The following is a 17,857-nucleotide window of genomic DNA, read 5'->3' on the forward strand; positions in this document are numbered from 1 at the left end:
CTGCGTTGAGATCCAGCACTTGCGTGGCACTGTCAAAGTGATCGGGCCAACAGAAAATGCTGCTGCTTGCGTGACCTTTCTTCGAGACCTGCTGTGCTTATTTGCCAACCGCCGCGCCACGCGCATGAAAGTTCTTGTGCATGCACAGCTTGAAACGCTGGGCAGCGCTGTCGCGCTACCTCGACTTTATTGCCGCATAACTGGCTTGCGCCAAGGTGCCGTTGAAGTGGAAAAGATCACGAAGCAGTTCTTTCATTCATGAGCTTCTTTGCTATCGCTCGGCGCTTGGACACGATCCTCAAGACTATAATCTCGAACTACTTGGGCTATACGCAGGTGATAGTCATCGAAAACCTGCCTGCGGCCAGCCAATTGGGCCGCACGATGTAGCTCAAGGCCGCGCCACCGCTTAATAGCTTCCTCGTCACGCCAAAATGACAGTGAGAGAACCTTTCCTGGTTCACTAAGGCTTTGGAAACGCTCAACTGAGATGAAACCATCCAGCTCTGCTAGCAATGGTTTCAGTTCAGCGGCCAGGTCAAGATAGCGCTGGTATTGCTCCTCGTGGGGCCATGCTTCAAAAATTACTGCGATCATTGCTGAGTTTCCCGATCACGATAGAACTGAGGGATGCGACCATTTAGGGAGGGCAAATAAATCCACCGATAAAGACGAGCAGATGAGGCGGGTTGTCGATGCAGCCATGCCAAAATCGCCTCAGAGGCGATCGTCAATGCAAGTTGCTGGCCTGGACATTCATGTCTTCCTGAGCCGAAGCTGAAGGTTCGTCGTTGCGTTCGTTTGACCAAGAGGCTATCGGGGTCTGGGTTCGCGTAGGAATCCCTATTGGCTGAAGCGAGCAACACTAGAACAGTATCACCTGCCTCCAAGACGCTGCCCCCGATAGTGCATCGCTTCGCAACGAATCGCCGGGTGTTTTGCACGGGCGAGTCGTAGCGCGCTACCTCTTCCACCAAGTCTGCAACGAGCATCGGCGTAGGTTGCATGTCTTTAATCAGATCAGGGTTTCGATGGAGCGCTACAAGGGTATTGCCGATCAGGCCCGCGGTGGCTTCGCAGGTCTGTGACAACAGGCCGATCAGGTTAGCGATCAATGCATCATGATCTCTCCAGGCGGTGGCTTCGCATCCGCTACGGATATGGCTCAAGAAGCGGCTACGGTCATCGTCGTTACTCAGCAGCGCGCTGAATAATTGACTAAGCCGAGTGGCGCTGGAATTAGCTTCGCCGAGTTGAATTTCATCGCTTAACGGCGACAGGCAGGCGACAAAATCCCGTGTCAGCCTCGCTACTTCCTGTAGCCGGCTGGATGGAAGGCCTATCAACGCGGCAATGACGGAAACCGGTAACGTGAACATCAACTCATCTAGGTTTTCGACCGGGTTATCGAGGGTCTCGACCACGCGTGACACGATGTCTGCGATGCTTTCTGTCCCGACAGAGGCCAAGGCCGGTTCGATAGCCATCCTGGGGCACAGGTGCTGCGGACCCTCGTTCATGCGCATCAAACGACCGAAAATCATTCCTGCCACGCCTTGCGCAATGGCAGGAGGAATCGGCTCGTTTAGCGGACGCACCCGACAGTCGGGATGCCCCAGAATGACTTCGACAGCTTTGGCACTACTTGCAATCCATAAACGAAGATCTGCATCGAATAACAGGCCGTTTTGTCGCCTGAGGCCTGAGTAATAAACGTAGGGATCAGCATGGGTAGCTGCTTCAAAAGGCGTCATTTCGCAAGTCCTGTTCAAAGAGAACAGCTACTATCGAGCACTCTTCATGGCGACGATTCGCTCAGGAACGAAATATGGACGCTCAAAGCAATGACATCGCGATTTCTCGGGTAGCCGGCGCTATAGCCGAACCTGCGAGGACGAAAATGCTTTGTTCGCTGATGGACGGCCACGCCCGTACCAGTACCGAAATGGCCGTAATCGCCGACGTGAGTGCATCCACGGCGAGCGCGCATTTGGCAAGGCTAAAAGAGGACGGGTTGGTAAAGTTGCACACGCAGGGCAGGCATCGCTACTACAGTCTGGCTGACGCGCAAGTGGCCCAGGCTATTGAGGCCCTCATGGCGATCAGCCAAAACGCAGATACGCGATATGTGACCACGACCCCAACCCGATTGCAGTTCGCGCGTACCTGTTATGACCACATGGCAGGAACACTGGCTGTACAACTGCACGATCATTTCATGGCGTCAGGCTGGTTAACCGTGCCGGTTTCTGGGGAGGGTATGTATCAGCTTACGATGAGCGGCGAAAAAGCCATGGCCGGTCTCGGTATCGAGATAGAAAATGTAAGGGCACAGCGGCGTCGTTTCGCGTGCTCCTGCCTGGACTGGAGCATGCGGCGCCCTCATCTTGCCGGAGCACTTGGAGCGGCTTTTCTACAGACTGTCATAAGCCGTAAGTGGGTTATCCAAGACCTTGATAGTCGGGCACTCGCCTTGACATCCAAGGGACGAAAGGAGCTGTCTGGCCGATTCGGGATCATGCTGGAAAACAAAGAGATGGAGAGATCAGTGGTGCGGAATGCGATACGCCCCACCGAGCCGGCTTTGCCGGCACGATAATGACTGATCCCTTCAACGTGTATTAGCGGGACGCTTACCCTGATAAAGCAATGCCAGTAGTACCGTTGTGCATCACGCGCACTTTGCCTCCCATCTAAGTGTCAGACCGGTGAAATGGTGGCCAGCAGGCCAATCCCAATGGTCAGTGCCAGAAACCCGAACAGAAAAATTGCCATCTTAGCCATGGGGCCTCCAAAAGGCAGAAGGGTGGCAGGAAGGGGTCCTGCCGATGAGCCATTGTCGGGGTTACGATCTGTTTGGTACAGATGCAGGTGATAAAGAAAAAAGCGTATCAGATGCAGCGTGCAGGCTTGTGCGCTGGGGGTTTGGCTGGGCCTTGGAGGTGCCGATCAGACTGCTCGGGGCAGTTTTTTGGCACTTTGGGCGGGTTCAACTGTTGGCAGGATGTAGTTGAGCCATTGCGCGCCACGTGAGCCTGGCAGGCTCTGCATCGGGGCGGTGTTTGTCGATTCCGTTCCATTGATTGGGTAGCAATTGTCACTGCTGCGCCTGCCGTCGGGGTAGACAATAAAGCCCCCGCGACCGCTGTCACAGTGGTGCAGATGCACCGGCGACAGTTCTCGTTGCTTATCAATGCGAGCATTCAGATGGACGATATAGACCCCCATCGCAATCGACACACTCACAATCAGCCCCAGGCATATCGCTAACTGCCAGGTGTAACTGGCGCTCGCGTTATTGGAGTGCATGGGTGACACCGCATGCAGCCGCCTGCTCGATACTCTGGCCCACCAGCAACCGGCTACCGCCTAATTGCCCGCGAGACGGAAGGATGCTGGCTATCAGGCCGAGGAGAATCAAGGCCAGCAGGACTCTTTTGACCATCGCATAAAGGTTCATGGCAGTGATGACCTCGGGATATGAAGGCACCAGCTTAGGGAGTGCAGGGTTAACGCGAGGTAAACATCCACGGGAAATCGCTCGACTTCCGTTATCCTTCAGGCCTCTGCGCAACACCTGTCCGAGGGGACTTTCCCGTGCATATTCACTTGCTGCTGGTCGAGGACAACCTTGACCTGGCCACCACCGTCATCGAGTACCTGGAGATCAGCGGCATGGTCTGCGACCACGTCAGTAATGGCCAGGCCGGTCTTAACCTGGCGCTCGACCAGCATTACGACGTCATTCTCCTGGACATCATGTTGCCGCGTCTCGACGGCCAGCAGGTGTGTGAGCGGCTGCGTCAGCAAGGCAGCCAGACGCCGATCCTGATGCTCACTTCACTGGACGCCCTCTCGGACAAGCTCGCCAGCTTTGCGGCGGGCGCCGACGACTATCTGGTCAAGCCATTCGAGCTGGCCGAGCTGGTGGCCAGGATTCGCGCCCTGAGCATGCGCCGCAGCAGCCAGACCAGCCGCCTGCAGGTGGACGACCTGGTGATGGACCTCACCACCCGCAAAGTCAGCCGCGCCGGTCAGGTGCTGCACTTGTCGCCGATCTGCTGGAGCTTGCTGGAATACCTGATGCGCGCCAGCCCTGAACCCGTCCCCCGGGAACGCCTGGAAACCACAATCTGGGGCGATGAGCTACCGGACAGCAATACCCTCAAAGTCCACATGCATCGGTTGCGCAAGGCGGTAGACAAACCCTTCGGCCGGCCACTGATCCACACCCTGCCTGGGGTCGGTATCCAGGTGAAGCCAGATGCGTAACGGCCTGAGCCTGAAGTGGGTGATCAGCGGCAGCTTCCTGCTACTGATTGCGGTGGTGTTACTGATCTACAGCCAACTGCTGCCGGTGTACACCGTGCGTGGCCTGCTCTATACCGCCAGCGCGATGATGGAGGAAGAGGCCCAGTATTTTGTCAGGCATTACAAGAAGGACCCGAGCACGCCCCCCCCGGACAACTACTTCTTTAAATCTGCCATCGGCAAGGAGGCCTTGCCGGCCAGTGTGCGTCAGATGCTTGAGGCGCCGCCGAGCATGTCTTTCGGCGCCGTCCAGGTGTTCGGTGATCTGGATTCCGATGATGAAGACGCTGACGTGCGGGCGGTCCTCTCCCAACCCCTGGGTGATGGCAAGACCCTGTACATGTATGACATCGACCATGATCACGAAGAGGGCGGTGAGGTCGAGACGCCGCTGTCGGATGCCTACTTTGACCAGGTGCTGCAGGGAGTCACGTTCATCAGCCTGGCGGTGTTCGTGCCGGCGCTGATCATCATCGCCCTGCTGGTCTGGTGGTTGGTGCGACCGCTGGGGCGCCTGGCGCAGTGGTCCAGTACCCTGAAAAATCCGCACGCTATGGCCGGTGAGCGCCCGGATTTCAGCTTCAAGGAGTTCAACATGCTGGCGCACGCCCTGGCTGAAAGCGTTGAGCAGGTGCAGGCCGCCAGCCAGCGTGAAAGCCGCCTGCTGCGCTACACCAGCCACGAACTGCGAACCCCGCTGGCAGTGCTCAAGGCCAATATAGAGCTGCTGACCCTGCAATCGGGCGGTGTCCTGCCGTCCTCTTTGCAACGTATTGAGCGCTCGGTGCTGAACATGCAGCTGATCGCCGAAACCTTACTGTGGATGAGCCGCGAGCGTCCCGAGCCATTGCCGGAGGAGGAGATTGATCTCAGTGCGTTGGTGGCCGACCTGATTGACAAACATCGCTACTTGATCGGCAACCGGGATATCGAGCTGCTTATCGATATCCACCACGAACCTTGTCGACTGCCCCCCACCGCATGCCGCATCGTGATCGGCAACTTCCTGCGCAACGCGCTGCAATACGCGGAAGAAGGCCAGGTAGAAATCAGCTTCAACTACCCCCGGCTGCAGATTGCCAACCTCATCAGGGAGGCCAAGCCGATGGAGGAGTCCAGCGATTTTGGCTACGGTCTGGGGCTGCAACTGATGCGTCAGTTATGCGCGAAGCTGGGCTGGCATATTGAAGTGGTCCTTGAGCAGCAACGTTTTACGGTCGTTCTTGAATTCACGACGTTGCAAGCCATCGAGAGCCAGGGCCCAATGGCTTGAAACGTTCATGGATAGCGTTCGCCGGTTGCTACCCAGATCAAAGGGGGGAGGCCGACTAGTAGGTTCCAGTTAAATTTAGTTAAAAGAGCACTAGGCTCTGTACGAAAAATCTCGAAATATTATTTCATAGCGACGGCTTCCGGTTCACTGTAAAGCGGTCTGCGTATTCACCTTGTATCCACCGTTCCGAGTACATGTCATTGCAGACTCCTTTCGAGTTACCCGTCGCCATTGCCCAATTTATTGGTAGTAATCAACTTGTAGCCGACGAGGTGGGCGAGTCTCCCGCCAACGTTTACGGCTTCACCCGAGGCAATGAACGTTTTTTCCTTAAAACCTGCGCTGCGGTCTATACGCCCACGACCTACAGCGTCTTGCGTGAAGCTCGCGTGCTGCAATGGCTGGATGGCCGGCTGAGCGTTCCCGAGGTTGCAGTCGTTGCCGAAAGCGATGCAGGGGAGTTCATGATCACGCGTTGTGTGCCTGGAGAACCGATACAAGCACGCTGCGACGATCAGGACGCAATGTTGGCGCTGTTGCGCGAGGCACTGCGGCAACTGCAGGCTGTGCCGATCACCAATTGCCCGTTTGACTCAAGTGTTTCGGTGCGCCTGAATGAACTGGGGTATCTCATCGCTCGCGAACTGTGTGCTGATGATGTCGACCTGGAGCAATGGCCGAGCCTCGGCACACCCAGGAAATTGCTGGCCCACCTGCACGCCACACGACCGGTCGAGGAGAAGGTGTTCAGTCATGGCGACCTATGTGACACCAATGTTTTCGTCGACGCCCATGAGCAGTTGCATTTCATCGATCTGGGGCGTGGCGGTATCGCGGATCGCTGGCTGGACATTGCGTTTGCTCATCGAAACCTGCGCGAAGATGTTTCGGACAATGCTGCAAACAACTTTCTTCGGGGGCTTGGCGAGCCCGACCAGTCCGCGAAGCGTGTATTTTTCGAGCAGTTGGATGAGTTGTTCTAGGTTTTGAACGAAAACCCTTGAAACACCAAAATGGGTAAAATCGCCGCCATCAACGGCAGGAGCCCCTGATGACCAAGCGATACAAACTCAGCGATTCATTTTGGGAAATGATCGAAGATCTCATCACCCAGGATCAGAAAACGGGACGTCCACGACACGATGACCGACTGATGCTCAACGGCATCTTGTGGGTGCTCTGCTCAGGTGCCGCATGGCGCGATATGCCCGAACGTTTTGGCCCTTGGTCGACGGTTTATCAGCGCTTTCGCGACTGGCGAAATCAAGGCACGTTTGACCAAATGCTCAAGCGCCTGCATATCAGGCTCAACGAGCAAGGGTTGATCGATCTGGACACCTGGATGATCGACTCCACCGCGGTACGCGCAACCCGAGCCTCTTCCGGCGCTGGGAAAAAGGGGGCCTGAAGAACCGCTAGACCATGCACTGGGCCGCAGTCGCGGCGGCCTCACAACCAAGATTCATATGCTCTGCGATTCGAACGGAATCCCTCTGTGTTTCAACCTGTCAGGTGGACAGGCCAGCGATATTGCTCATGCGCAGCCGTTGCTTGATCAGGTTCAAGTCCCAAGCAGCCAGAGGGGACGACCTCGCAAGCGCTGTCGCTGGCTATTGGCGGACAAGGGATACGATGCCGAACACCTTCGGCGCTATTGCGACCGCTACTGGATACAGCCGGTGATTCCTTTGCGCACGATGAAGCGTAAGCCCAAGCCTGGCTTGCCTAGACTGTTCGACAAACCCAAGTACCGACAGCGCAACATCATCGAGCGCATGTTTGGCTGGCTGAAGGAGAACCGGCGGATAGGCACGCGTTACGACAAGCTGGCGAAAAGTTTTGCGGCAATGGTCTCTTTGGCTTGCACCATGCGGTGTTTACGAGATTACTTTTCGTACACTGCCTAGTGTGTTTATAATCCTAGCCACACAAAAGTGATAATGATTTTCAGTTGAAGTGTTATCTGTGGGAAATTTCTCCGATATCTGGGTGAAAAATCACCTTTGCTGCGAGGTGCGTCACTTGTTTGCTTGGGGGGCGCCCAATTCAGTGGTTGAGCGGCCATAAAGTTCATGCCGCCGACACACTCGCTCCCGGCACCGGCACCGGCACCGGCACCGGCAAAACCAAAACGGCACGCCTGTGGACGTATGTCTGCGATGATCGTCCCGTCGGTTACACGACACCCGCGGCGGTGCGCTTTACTTACTCGCTGGATCGCAAGGGCCGCCCCCCGTGCTCACCTCGAAAACTTCAGCGGGATCTTGCGCGCCCACGGCTACGCCGGCTTTGCTCAGCTCTATGGCTCGGGCAGTGTTCAGGAAGTGGCATGCCGGGCTCACGCTACGCGCAAGTTTTACGACGTGTACAAAGACCAGCTCTCACCACTTACGCCCAACTTAACCCATCGCATGCTCAACGAGTGATCGCTATCACCGACACGGGCGACCGGATTGATAGCGCTACGGGCGCGCCATGAATATGCCAAAGAGGTTTCAGACACGAAATAAAAGGAGTGGCCGACGCCGGATGCATCAACGCCAACTGGAATACCCAATCCGTAGATCAGTCCTATATGCCCAGTCAGGCCTCCTGCCTGGGTGTCCATTAATCTAAAATGGCTAAAATAAGTGCGAAAACAATTTAAATAGATAGATGAAATAATCGAGCAGGGCGCTAGAGGGCGCCTGGGTGAACCTTCTCAGGTTTAGTTAGTCTCTACATATCTCATCTAGCCAACCAATAAGGTGCTCCATGAATCTGCGATCCGTTCTATTACTGGCCAACTGCGCCCTGATCGTCACGCCTCTGACGGCCTGCGCCGTAGAGAAGACGCCAGTCGAGCCGTCCTCGCGATCTTATCAAAGTGATGTCGTGACATACCGCTGTGAAGGTGGAGTCACTCTCCAGGCGGCTTACCTGAATATTGAAGGTGGCGAGTCCTTTGCGACTCTCAATTACAAGGGCGAGCTAGTGCCAATGCATGTCAGTTCGGCGGGTTCGGGGACGCTGTATGTGGCCAACGATGAGCAAAACAGCTATCGCTGGCATACCAAGGGGGATAGGGGTGTCCTGTCGTTTCTTGAGGCCGATCACACCGCTACCGAGGAAACCTTGCTCAAGGATTGCAGCGCCATTCCCGCAACTGAATAACCGTATTGCAGATGATGGGATTGTGTACGGTTGGCAGGACGCCGGGGACGGGTGGTTTTGCTGTCTAATACTACCTAATGGTGCCGCGCATTCATTGGGTTTAAGCGCGCTTAAATGACGGTAGGGTTTTAGACAGCGGATCGCTGAAAGCCACGACGCATGTGGCCTATGCACTGCTCCCGCCCATACTGCTGCAGTAGCAGCGTTTGACTGGAACGTTGATGTAATCCGTGGCCGGGGCCAGCCATTCCCGGGCCAGGTCCGCTGTCAACACCACGGGCCGTGGGCCACTTTCTCCACGTGAGCTTTGATCGGGGCCGCTCTATCTTTGGCCAATGCGGGCAGCATTCAAAAAAACTTATATACCTGCATCAGCAGCAACTATTAGCCAATCAGCAGGCTGGTTTAACCGCTGTTGTTGCGGCACCCTCCAACACTTTGTCTTCGGCGACATTGAGTTTATCTGCCGAATCTTCGTAGGTCATGCGCGACGGCATAATATCGCAAGACTTGATAGGAGCAGCCATATTTCCCTTTTTTTTGATGTCTAGCGGAATATCGAAGTGGTGCTTCGCAGTACAGGCAGCCATGGCCTGTTCATTTTTAATTGTTCGTTCAAAAATACGATCACTCCCTCCTTCGGCCAACACTATGGAAGATATAGAGAATATCAATGCGGCCAGACTCAATTTAAATAATTTCATGAAAGATTCCTCACCTTGCTTGATTGACTTGAGGATAAACAATTGATCTTTACAAGAGCATCGCGACAATATTACTTATATGCAATTTAGGGGGAGGGTTGGCGTATGATACAACTTGATGTTGGAGGCTTGTGGGGGCCGGCTAAGACGTGAACTAGGCAGTCAGGGGCTGTAAATCGGTAGATGGTATCGTCTGGGTTAACGCCACCCTTTGAGCGATGCGACGGTACTGGACCAGATCAATGGACGATGGGGAAGGAGAACGCTGCGGTATGAATCCTGACTGGGGAATGCGCCGGGAGATGATGAGCCAGAGCTACACGACCAGGCTTGATCAGTTGTGGTCTGTTGCGTGCAAATGAAGGGATTGTGCTCGGTCGGCAGGACGCCGAGGAAAGGATAATTGCGGAACAGAAAAGATAAAGGCCTGCATGAAGTTCATCATGCAAGCCCTCGATATCATGGTGCCCGAACCCGGAATCGAACCGGGACGCCCTTACGAGCGGGGGATTTTAAGTCCCATGCGTCTACCAGTTTCGCCATTCGGGCGGCAGCGCGATGAAGCAACTCAAGAGGCTTTGCCTGGCAAAGTGCTTGAGCGGTGCAGCAGGCTAGGGAATATATAGATCCAGGCACCTTGGCGCAAGTTTACGTGCGGTCTTTTTCTGCCTGATTGCGTGTGCCGGCCCAGGAAAAAAGCTCGCCATATCAGTCATCTACATTTGCCAGGGGGCGCGCGGCCTGCGGGTGGATCGCGGCGGCGGGGACGGTAATCTTGTGCGTGTTCGCGCCTTGTTTCACCTGTTGGACGGCGGCACCGACCTTTTGCGCGATGACCACAACAATCGTTATTTCCTTTTGGTCCTGCCTGTGCGTGATTGTTAACTAAGGTCCCTTGCAGGCGTTTCAACCATGCAAGGAGGCAGTCGCGTGATACGGATAATCGTCGTGGGTGGTGGCCTTGGTGGGACCATGCTTGCCAATCAGTTAGTGGCAAAGCTCTATCCCGAGATCGTCAGGGCACAGGTGAAAGTCAGTCTGCTCTCAAACTCGGCTGAGCATTTTTACAAACCTGCCTTTATGTACGTGGCGTTTAACCAGTTCTTTGAAGAGGAGCTCAAGCGTTCAGAGCGCTCTTTGTTGCGGCCGGAGATCGATTTCCAGGTCGATGAAGTGACCCGCTTCGATTTCCCTGCACAGGCCCTGCATACCCGCAGCGGCAAACGCCACGGCTATGATTACCTGGTGATTGCCACGGGATGTGTGCCGGCCCCGGAGCGGATTGAAGGGCTCAAGGAAGCCGGGGATCACTTCTACCAGTACGAGCCCGCACGGCAGTTGGCCCGGCGCCTGAACACCATAACCCGCGGGCGGATTTTCATTACCGTGTCTTTTCCCCAGACCCCGAATGTTCCTCATCAATGCGGGATTGCTCCGGTTGAAACCACCCTGATGCTTGATGATTTTCTGCGTCGCCGTGGCGTTCGCGACCAGGTAGAGATCGTCTACACCTACCCCTCGACGGCGCAGCTGTTGCGCAACTGCCTGTTCTTGCAGCGACCGACCGGCGAAATACTGCCAAGCCTGTTTGAACAGCGCGGCATCAGGTTTCAACGGGGCTTTACCCTCAGCAAGGTCGATCCCGAGCAACGTATTGCCTATTCCGCAGAGGGCGACGTCCAGCCATTCGATATTTTGATGGCGACGCCGCCAATACGCGCAGTGGATGCGGTAATCGAGTCGGGCGTATCGCAAGCGCAAGGCAATGAGGGATGGCTGCCCACCCATCATGAAACCCTGCAAGTCTACGGCCTGGAAAATGTATATGTGCTAGGCGATACGGTCGATCTGCCCGTCAGTAAGGCGGGAGGTGCTTGCCATCATCAAGCACCGGTCATTGCAAACAACATTGCGGGTGAAATTCGCCATGGTGTTGCGGGTGCCATATACGACGGGCGAGTCCAGGCCATCGCGCAAATGGGACTGAATGTGGGGATGCCCCTTTGGTACGACTACACGCATGACGTCGTACCGACCCCACCGAACAAGCTGGCAGGCTTGCTGCGAAATGGCTTTAACCGTGGCCTTTACTGGGCCGTGGCTCGCGGAATGCTTTGACTCAACACAATGGAGGGAGTCGTTGTCATGGACGCAACATCATCTGATGGTGCCCAACCGGTTACGGATCCAGATGTGGCCCTGCGCGCTATTTTGGGCGCGCTTCAGCCGTTGGTCGATAACGGTCGGCTGGATAATCTGGTCGATTTGCTCTCGATTGCTGCTGACCTGGTCGATCTGTTGGATGGGGCGATGGTGGAAAAACTCGCAAGGTTGTTTGAGCAAACCGCCAGCGTGAGCTGGGATCTGGGCAACGCAATGCGTATGGCCAAGTCACAAACGCTGGCTTTGGAACAGCCCGAGAGCCTGTACGGCTTGCTGATCCTACTTCGCGAACCGGGCACCCGGCGGGGCGTAGGTCTGATTCTGAGAACGCTGAACGTCATTGGAAGACAACTGTGACACGACCTGGAGGTCCACCTCATGATCGCTGATGCTTCACAAAAAAAAGGTACCAGTACCCAATGGGACCCAGCGTCCTACCTGAAGTTTGCCCGGCTGCGCGAGCGTCCTGTGATCGAACTTCTCGACCGTATCCACCTTGAGCGGCCGCAATGCATCTACGACCTGGGTTGTGGCACGGGCATTGCCACTCAACTGCTGGCCAAGCGTTGGCCGGAAGCTGAACTGACCGGTGTCGACAGCTCCGCCGAAATGCTCGCTGAGGCCACTTACCTGCCCATCAAGGCCCTGTGGCAGCGCCGTGACCTGCAGGGCTGGTACGCCGAGCAGCCTGCGGACCTGCTGCTGGCGGCGGCTGTTTTGCACTTTATTGAAGGGCATGATGAGCTGTTGCCCCGGCTGCTGCGGCAGCTCAAACCCGGCGGCTGTTTTGCCGCCCATATGCCCAACTGGCGCGATGCACACTGGTATCGGTTGATGCTCGACACGCTGGAAGACGCGGGACCTGGAGGCGTGCCACTGGGCACCCGCCAACTGCGCCAGGCGATGTCTACCCGGCCAGTGCTCTCGCTGGATTGCTACTACCGTTTGCTGGCGCCCATGACCCAGGAGCTGGATATCTGGGAAACCGAGTACCTGCAAGTGGTCCAGGGACAATCGCCGATTTTTGACTGGGTCAAGGTCTCGGCCTTGCGCCCGGTGTTGCTGGCGCTGGATGATCAGGATCGGGCGCGCTTTCTCTATCACTACCTTGAGCGAGTGCACCAAGAGTACCCGCCTGAATCAGATGGGCTCACGTTGTTCCCCTTCAAACGGATATTTATTGTGGCGCGGGTCTGAACCTGACACATGCCAGGTCCTGCCTGGTGTTTATCCGCGCAGGCGCTGGATGATTTCATCGTAGCCAACCGCGCGCGACAGTCGTTGCAGGGCATCCAGGCGGCGGGAATACGCCTGTGTATCACCGTAGGTCAGCTCCACATGCAGGCTGTCGAGCGTCACCAGGTAAGCCTCAGCCAGAATCTCCCCGGCCTGTGCGTCTATGTCCGGATAGGCCTTGAGCAACCCCTGTTGGAAGTGGCTGCGGATCATGGCCATATAGTCATTGAACCCGGACATGACCACGTCCCTCAGCGGTGCCGGAGGGTAAAAGGCGGCCCTCAACAAAAAACGCAGGGATTCATTGCTGTTGTGGCGGCGCTGCAGGTTGTCGATGTAGACCTCGCCGGGGGCCTTGATCGATCGTGAGTTTTTCGCAAATTGGCTTTGCACATAATCGCGTTCGGCCTGCAGTGCGAGTTCAAGCGCGACCACGTAGAGCGCATCCTTGCTCGCAAAGTGTGCGTACAGAGAGGCCTTCTTGATGCCCGCGCGTAGGGCGATGTCGTTCAACGAGGCCGCGTCGTAGCCATGTTCGGCAAATTGCTCCAGCGCCAGGTGCGCGATGCGTTCGGCGGCCGAGGTCAGGGTATTGGACGTCATGGTGTAGCTCCTTAATCAGTGCCCGGTCAGATCAAAGGCATCGCCTGCACTGCAAGGCAGGCTGATCGCCGTCAGCAGGCAGGTCAGCAACGCGCTGGCCAACAACAATGTGGCCCAGGCTACGGGTCCATGGGTCAGGGCCAAGGCCGAGAGCGGCGTCGCGCTGGCGGAAATGGACAGTTGGAACGCACCCAGCAGTGCGGCGGTGGAGCCCAGCGCGCGTTTTTGCGAGGACATCACCAGCGACATCAGCGTGGACTCAGCGATGCCCAGGCCAAACAGGGCCACAGCCATGCCCGCCACTATACCGGGCAGAGCCAGGCTGGTCAGGGTGGAAACCACAGCGATTGCCGAGCCAGCGGCCATGCACGACACACCGATCAGTGACAGGCGGCTCAAGCCAAGCCGGCTGACCAGTTTCCCGGCGCTCATCGCCCCGATCAGGATGGCGATGCCGGTGACGCCGAACAACAGGCCAAAGGCTTGCGGACTCAGGCCGTAGGTCCGCTGGTAGACCAGGGTCGCGCCGCCGATGTAGGCAAACAGAAAAAAGAACGCCGCGGCGACGGCGAGGGTCGGGCGCAGGAAATTCCGGTCCCTGGCAATTGCCAGGTAAGTGCGGCATGCGGCGCCCAGGCGCAAGGGGGCTCTATGGCGCAAGGCCAGGGTTTCTGGCAGCGACAGCCAGCTGTTGCCGAGTACCGCCAGGCCAAAGGCGGCGAGTACCAGCATCACCGCACGCCAGCCGTAGTGGGTATCGATCACCCCGCCCAGTGCCGGGGCGAAGATCGGTGCAACCCCTTCGATGGTCATCAGCAACGCAAAGAGCTTGGTCGCGGCCACGCCCTCGCTGACGTCCCGGACCATGCTCATGATCACCACCAGCGTCAGTGCGCTGCCAAGTCCCTGGACGAAGCGTAGGGCGATCAGCGTCTCCAGTGTTGGAGCCCACGCTGCGCCTAATGAGCACAAGGTAAACAGCACCAGGCCGGCCAACAGGGGCCGCCGGCGCCCGTAGGCGTCGACGATGGGCCCGAAGATCAACTGGCCTGCGCCCATGGCCAGGAGGAAGAACGTCAGGGTCAACTGCACGCTGGCGAAGCTGCTCTGATACTCGCGGGCAATCTCGGGCAGGCTCGACAAGTACATATCGACAGCCGATGGGCCGAGGGCGCCGATCAGTCCAAGACCCATAGCCAGCCTCAGGGAAACCCTGTGGGTGGGGTACGAATTCATACGGCCTCCAATGCTAAGAAACATCCTACCGGTCGGTAGGTTTTGCGTAGAGTACCGGCACGTCATAGAACGGTCAATGCGGGCAATCGCCAGAAGGTTCGAGGGTATCTGCATCGGTACACTGCAACTGCTTTCTATGAATGAGAGTCGTTATCAATTGTATTTCTTTAATTTTTTGATTGAATTAGACTCCCGCCGGCTGGGCACAAGCAGCGTTCCGGGCATCAGAAAAAATAAAAAAACAGGCGTAGGGGAGCAGGGCGTGACTTTCAAGAAAACAACAATGGCGGTGGCCGTGGGTTCGGCTATCTGCCTGTGCAACGGTGCGTGGGCGGGCGAACAAACAAGCTCGCTGGAGATTGCGCCAATCACCGTCACCGGTGAAAAAATCAACCGCAGCCTGGAACAGACCCAGTCGAGCGTGGTGGTGGTGACCGAGCAGCAACTGCGTGAAAAACAAGACCGTGACCTGGTGGATGTGTTTGCCCGAACGCCGGGTGTGTATAACCAGTCCGGCAATGAAAACTGGGGGATCCGCGGCGTGCCCGTGTCCGGTTTCGACGACCAGGGTCCGGCCACGCTCAACGGTGCGGTGTCGGTGTTCGTCGACGGCGCCGTGCAACCGAACCGAGCCCTGACCCTCAGCCCGATGCCGCTGTGGGACGTCGACCAGGTCGAAGTGTTCCTCGGCCCGCAATCCACCACCCAGGGCCGTAACTCGTTGGCCGGCGCGGTGGTGATCCAGACCCGCAACCCCACCTTCGAACCGAGTTTTTCCGCGCGCACCCACATGGGTAACTACGGTGAGCGCGGTGCGGCGGTGGCCGGTGGCGGCGCGCTGGTCGATAACAGGATCGCCGGGCGTATTGCCGTGGATTACCAGGAAGGCGATGGCTATATCGACAACATCGCCCTGCATGACGACGCCAATCCGACCCGCACCGGCAATGCCCGGGGCAAGCTGCTGATCCTGCCCAATGACGATCTGGATGTGCTGCTGACCTACGCCCATGGCGAGAGCCGCAAAGGTGACAACTCTGCCATGCGCCAGAGCGACAAGATCCGTTATTACAAGATGACGTCCAACACCAAGGCCTATGACAAGCTTGAGCAAGACACGCTCAGCGCCAAGCTGGACTACCGCCTGGACGATCACTGGTCGCTGACCAGCCTGAGCGCCAATACCCGCTCCGACTATGACGCACGCCTGGACTTCGACCAGTCCGCCGACGCCAACCAGGTGGTGCTACGCACCCAGGACGGTGACTTGTTCAGCCAGGAACTGCGGCTGAACTATAGCGGCGATACGGTGAAGAGTTTTGTCGGCGCCTACTACGGCCACAACACCAACAACTTCCACGATCGCCTGCTGTTCGACAACGCCCTGTTCGGCACCGCCAAGGGCGAGACGACCATTGAAAGCAAGGCCGTGTTCGGTGAAATCAACTGGACATTTGCCCCGCAGTGGACCTTGGTCACGGGTCTGCGCTACGACCACGAAACCAACGATACCGATATCAAGCAGGACGATTTTTCCAGCCCTGGCAAGGTCAGCAAGTCGTTTGATGCGCTGTTGCCCAAACTGGGCCTCGACTATGAGCTGGCCGCCAACCAGTACCTGGGTGTGATGGTGCAGAAGGGCTATCGCGGTGGCGGCGTCAACGTACGGGCCGGTGGCGGCCACGAGGGCTACGACCCGGAATACACCACCAACTACGAGTTGTCCTACCGTGGCGCATTCTTCGACAAGACCCTGCGCACCCGCGCCAACCTGTATTACACCGACTGGAGAGACCAGCAAGTCAGCGTATTGGAGCGCAACACCGATTTCGTCCAGGTGTTCAACGCGGGCAGCAGTGCTATCAAGGGCCTGGAAGTGTTTGTCGAAAAAGACCTTGGCGAGCCGTTGACCCTGACTGCCGGTGGCTCGATCACCGCAGGCAAGTACAAGGACTTTGTGACCGGTGACGGCCGCGATATGAGCGGCGAGGAGTTCCTCTATTCGCCCAGGTACAAACTGTCCCTGGGCGGCATCTACCGCTGGAATGACCGCCTGACCCTGAACACCGACCTGGTGTACCAGAGCAGCGCACCGTCGGAGTATGAGTTCGATACGCCAGGCCAGGTCACGGGCGAGCGTCGCAGCGACAGTTACTGGCTGGTCAACTTCAACACCGAGTACAAGGTCAGCAAGAACGTCGCGGTTTCCGGTTTCGTGAAAAACGCCTTTGACAAGGAATACATCACTAACAACCGCAGCGGCGATATTGTCGATGTAGGTGCGCCGCGCACGGTCGGGCTGGTGTTGCGCTACGACATGTAAGGTAAAACGCACTGGGCTTGCAGGGGGGCTGGCTTGCCGCCGACGGCGGTGGGCCAGCCCATGGCAGTGCAAATTCGTCCATGTATTCTCTTTTCGGTACCTCGACAAGGAAATTTCCGAGAGCTTCGTAGGAAGCGTTCCGTCTGCTGCCCCGCGGGTAGTGTTTAGCATTCTCCAGGCAAAGAAAGCTCCTGTTGCAAGTCGGTGGGTCGACCCACGACCCCTGCGCAAGAGGCCTTGTTTATAGAGAAAGCGGAGCCCTACCTTGAAAAGTTTAAGCAAAGTGATATTGCCCCTGGCCGGCCTGATGATTGCCGGTTCGCTGCCGACAGCGAACGCTGCCAACGGCACCGTGAGTTTTACCGGTGAGATTGTCCAGTCGACCTGCTCGGTTGTTTCCGGTGACCAAAGCAAAACCGTGGTACTGGGCAAGTACCCGACCAGCGCGTTCCCCAAGACCGGTGCCACCAGCGGTGCCAAGGCGTTCACCATCAGCCTGGAAAAATGCGAGGCCGGTGACTACTCCCTGCGTTTTGACGGCAATACGCCGACCGGCAATCCGGACCTGCTGGCCGTCACCGGTGGCGCCAGAGGGGTGGGTGTAGAGATCCTCGACAACAACAGTGCCATTGTCCCCATCACCCAGGACGTCGCCGCACCGGCGACCGTTTCGATTGCCGCCACTGGCACCAGCCCGGGCGCCGCGACCTTCAACTTGCGGGCTCGCTACAGGTCCTTTCAGGACGTTGTAACGGCGGGGCAGGCCAACTCCAACGCTACGTTTACCATTCAATACAAGTAAGCCGCAGGCTGGCGGTACTGATGAGTCGCAAAAGGCTCATCGTCATCATGAGT

Annotated in this window: 19 protein-coding genes, 1 tRNA gene and 1 pseudogene; 14 read left to right on the plus strand and 7 right to left on the minus strand. The window is 57.1% G+C overall.

From position 1 onward, the window contains the following. Positions 1-19 precede the first annotated feature (19 nt). On the plus strand, positions 20-262 hold the full coding sequence (locus tag HZ99_RS28265; protein ID WP_144243141.1) for a hypothetical protein: 243 nt from the start codon (positions 20-22) through the stop codon (positions 260-262). Here HZ99_RS28265 and HZ99_RS01620 read toward each other — a convergent pair. Next, positions 253-597, minus strand: a complete 345-nt coding sequence (locus HZ99_RS01620; protein ID WP_038440854.1) for an antibiotic biosynthesis monooxygenase family protein — start codon at positions 595-597, stop codon at positions 253-255. The genes HZ99_RS28265 and HZ99_RS01620 overlap by 10 nt on opposite strands. Then, complete coding sequence (locus tag HZ99_RS01625) at positions 594-1,754, minus strand: cytochrome P450 (protein ID WP_200876627.1); 1,161 nt, start codon at positions 1,752-1,754, stop codon at positions 594-596. The genes HZ99_RS01620 and HZ99_RS01625 overlap by 4 nt, the downstream gene beginning before the upstream one ends. A 74-nt stretch (positions 1,755-1,828) precedes the next feature. Here HZ99_RS01625 and HZ99_RS01630 point away from each other — a divergent pair, with 74 nt between their 5' ends. Next, positions 1,829-2,599: an ArsR/SmtB family transcription factor gene (locus HZ99_RS01630; protein ID WP_038440858.1), complete on the plus strand. Its 771-nt coding sequence runs from the start codon at positions 1,829-1,831 to the stop codon at positions 2,597-2,599. A 350-nt stretch (positions 2,600-2,949) separates the two neighbouring features. On the opposite strand, the gene HZ99_RS28270 is transcribed toward HZ99_RS01630, so the two are convergent. After that, on the minus strand, positions 2,950-3,309 hold the full coding sequence (locus HZ99_RS28270) for a hypothetical protein (RefSeq protein ID WP_115284147.1): 360 nt from the start codon (positions 3,307-3,309) through the stop codon (positions 2,950-2,952). Positions 3,310-3,597: 288 nt separating this feature from the next. Here HZ99_RS28270 and HZ99_RS01640 point away from each other — a divergent pair, with 288 nt between their 5' ends. The 6 genes from HZ99_RS01640 (at position 3,598) to HZ99_RS01665 (ending at position 8,737) form a co-directional block, all read left to right on the plus strand. Continuing rightward, positions 3,598-4,272, plus strand: coding sequence for a response regulator transcription factor (locus tag HZ99_RS01640; protein ID WP_038440862.1), 675 nt, complete (start codon positions 3,598-3,600; stop codon positions 4,270-4,272). Beyond that, positions 4,265-5,584 carry a sensor histidine kinase gene (locus tag HZ99_RS01645; RefSeq protein WP_038440864.1) on the plus strand — a complete coding sequence of 440 codons (1,320 nt, stop codon included), beginning with the start codon at positions 4,265-4,267 and terminating at the stop codon, positions 5,582-5,584. The genes HZ99_RS01640 and HZ99_RS01645 overlap by 8 nt, the downstream gene beginning before the upstream one ends. 194 nt (positions 5,585-5,778) lie before the next feature. Beyond that, positions 5,779-6,567 (plus strand): APH(3') family aminoglycoside O-phosphotransferase, encoded by a 789-nt coding sequence (locus tag HZ99_RS01650; protein ID WP_038440866.1) that lies wholly within the window; start codon positions 5,779-5,781, stop codon positions 6,565-6,567. Positions 6,568-6,635: 68 nt separating this feature from the next. After that, positions 6,636-7,491, plus strand: a protein-coding gene (locus tag HZ99_RS27510; protein WP_115284148.1) for an IS5 family transposase whose coding sequence is annotated in 2 segments (ribosomal slippage) — positions 6,636-6,989 and positions 6,991-7,491 — 855 coding nt in all. Because the reading frame shifts where the segments join, the coding sequence is not laid out codon by codon here. A gap of 252 nt (positions 7,492-7,743) precedes the next feature. Next, complete coding sequence (locus tag HZ99_RS27515; protein WP_404942446.1) at positions 7,744-8,010, plus strand: IS66 family transposase; 267 nt, start codon at positions 7,744-7,746, stop codon at positions 8,008-8,010. A 328-nt stretch (positions 8,011-8,338) separates the two neighbouring features. Then, on the plus strand, positions 8,339-8,737 hold the full coding sequence (locus HZ99_RS01665; RefSeq protein WP_038440870.1) for an MliC family protein: 399 nt from the start codon (positions 8,339-8,341) through the stop codon (positions 8,735-8,737). A gap of 392 nt (positions 8,738-9,129) precedes the next feature. Here HZ99_RS01665 and HZ99_RS01670 read toward each other — a convergent pair whose 3' ends face one another. Then, positions 9,130-9,441 carry a co-regulatory protein PtrA N-terminal domain-containing protein gene (locus HZ99_RS01670; protein ID WP_051902995.1) on the minus strand — a complete coding sequence of 104 codons (312 nt, stop codon included), beginning with the start codon at positions 9,439-9,441 and terminating at the stop codon, positions 9,130-9,132. Between the two features lie 223 nt (positions 9,442-9,664). Here HZ99_RS01670 and HZ99_RS28275 point away from each other — a divergent pair. Beyond that, positions 9,665-9,803: pseudogene (locus tag HZ99_RS28275) on the plus strand (DUF4113 domain-containing protein); the annotation flags it as partial. A 100-nt stretch (positions 9,804-9,903) separates the two neighbouring features. Here the strand turns inward: HZ99_RS28275 and HZ99_RS01675 are convergent. Further along, positions 9,904-9,990 (minus strand) — tRNA-Leu (locus HZ99_RS01675). Positions 9,991-10,371: 381 nt separating this feature from the next. Between HZ99_RS01675 and HZ99_RS01680 the strand changes: the two genes are divergently transcribed. The 3 genes from HZ99_RS01680 to HZ99_RS01690 are packed head-to-tail and all read left to right on the plus strand — an operon-like array spanning position 10,372 to position 12,801. Continuing rightward, positions 10,372-11,559 carry an NAD(P)/FAD-dependent oxidoreductase gene (locus HZ99_RS01680; protein ID WP_115284149.1) on the plus strand — a complete coding sequence of 396 codons (1,188 nt, stop codon included), beginning with the start codon at positions 10,372-10,374 and terminating at the stop codon, positions 11,557-11,559. Positions 11,560-11,586: 27 nt separating this feature from the next. After that, positions 11,587-11,961: a hypothetical protein gene (locus HZ99_RS01685; protein WP_038440874.1), complete on the plus strand. Its 375-nt coding sequence runs from the start codon at positions 11,587-11,589 to the stop codon at positions 11,959-11,961. Between the two features lie 21 nt (positions 11,962-11,982). Further along, entirely contained in the window at positions 11,983-12,801 is an 819-nt protein-coding gene (locus tag HZ99_RS01690; protein ID WP_038440876.1) for a methyltransferase domain-containing protein, read from the plus strand. Between the two features lie 30 nt (positions 12,802-12,831). On the opposite strand, the gene HZ99_RS01695 is transcribed toward HZ99_RS01690, so the two are convergent. Then, complete coding sequence (locus HZ99_RS01695; RefSeq protein WP_038440878.1) at positions 12,832-13,443, minus strand: TetR/AcrR family transcriptional regulator; 612 nt, start codon at positions 13,441-13,443, stop codon at positions 12,832-12,834. A gap of 15 nt (positions 13,444-13,458) precedes the next feature. Further along, positions 13,459-14,679, minus strand: coding sequence for a multidrug effflux MFS transporter (locus tag HZ99_RS01700; protein ID WP_038440880.1), 1,221 nt, complete (start codon positions 14,677-14,679; stop codon positions 13,459-13,461). A gap of 262 nt (positions 14,680-14,941) precedes the next feature. Here HZ99_RS01700 and HZ99_RS01705 point away from each other — a divergent pair, with 262 nt between their 5' ends. Together HZ99_RS01705 and HZ99_RS01710 are read left to right on the plus strand one after the other, a co-directional pair. Next, positions 14,942-17,002, plus strand: coding sequence for a TonB-dependent receptor (locus tag HZ99_RS01705; RefSeq protein WP_038440881.1), 2,061 nt, complete (start codon positions 14,942-14,944; stop codon positions 17,000-17,002). A 265-nt stretch (positions 17,003-17,267) separates the two neighbouring features. Then, positions 17,268-17,804, plus strand: a complete 537-nt coding sequence (locus HZ99_RS01710; RefSeq protein WP_235205551.1) for a fimbrial protein — start codon at positions 17,268-17,270, stop codon at positions 17,802-17,804. Positions 17,805-17,857 lie beyond the last annotated feature (53 nt).

The sequence above is a fragment of the Pseudomonas fluorescens genome, assembly GCF_000730425.1.
Classification (GTDB): domain Bacteria; phylum Pseudomonadota; class Gammaproteobacteria; order Pseudomonadales; family Pseudomonadaceae; genus Aquipseudomonas; species Aquipseudomonas fluorescens_X.

What these genes read in the sequence shown, in the direction of transcription:
- HZ99_RS01620 (WP_038440854.1), bottom strand. Translation starts at nt 597, where the DNA reads ATGATCGCAGTAATTTTTGAAGCATGGCCCCACGAGGAGCAATACCAG.
- HZ99_RS01625 (WP_200876627.1), bottom strand. Translation starts at nt 1,754, where the DNA reads ATGACGCCTTTTGAAGCAGCTACCCATGCTGATCCCTACGTTTATTAC.
- HZ99_RS01630 (WP_038440858.1), top strand. Translation starts at nt 1,829, where the DNA reads ATGGACGCTCAAAGCAATGACATCGCGATTTCTCGGGTAGCCGGCGCT.
- HZ99_RS28270 (WP_115284147.1), bottom strand. Translation starts at nt 3,309, where the DNA reads ATGCACTCCAATAACGCGAGCGCCAGTTACACCTGGCAGTTAGCGATA.
- HZ99_RS01645 (WP_038440864.1), top strand. Translation starts at nt 4,265, where the DNA reads ATGCGTAACGGCCTGAGCCTGAAGTGGGTGATCAGCGGCAGCTTCCTG.
- HZ99_RS01650 (WP_038440866.1), top strand. Translation starts at nt 5,779, where the DNA reads ATGTCATTGCAGACTCCTTTCGAGTTACCCGTCGCCATTGCCCAATTT.
- HZ99_RS27515 (WP_404942446.1), top strand. Translation starts at nt 7,744, where the DNA reads ATGATCGTCCCGTCGGTTACACGACACCCGCGGCGGTGCGCTTTACTT.
- HZ99_RS01665 (WP_038440870.1), top strand. Translation starts at nt 8,339, where the DNA reads ATGAATCTGCGATCCGTTCTATTACTGGCCAACTGCGCCCTGATCGTC.
- HZ99_RS01670 (WP_051902995.1), bottom strand. Translation starts at nt 9,441, where the DNA reads ATGAAATTATTTAAATTGAGTCTGGCCGCATTGATATTCTCTATATCT.
- HZ99_RS01685 (WP_038440874.1), top strand. Translation starts at nt 11,587, where the DNA reads ATGGACGCAACATCATCTGATGGTGCCCAACCGGTTACGGATCCAGAT.
- HZ99_RS01690 (WP_038440876.1), top strand. Translation starts at nt 11,983, where the DNA reads ATGATCGCTGATGCTTCACAAAAAAAAGGTACCAGTACCCAATGGGAC.
- HZ99_RS01695 (WP_038440878.1), bottom strand. Translation starts at nt 13,443, where the DNA reads ATGACGTCCAATACCCTGACCTCGGCCGCCGAACGCATCGCGCACCTG.
- HZ99_RS01700 (WP_038440880.1), bottom strand. Translation starts at nt 14,679, where the DNA reads ATGAATTCGTACCCCACCCACAGGGTTTCCCTGAGGCTGGCTATGGGT.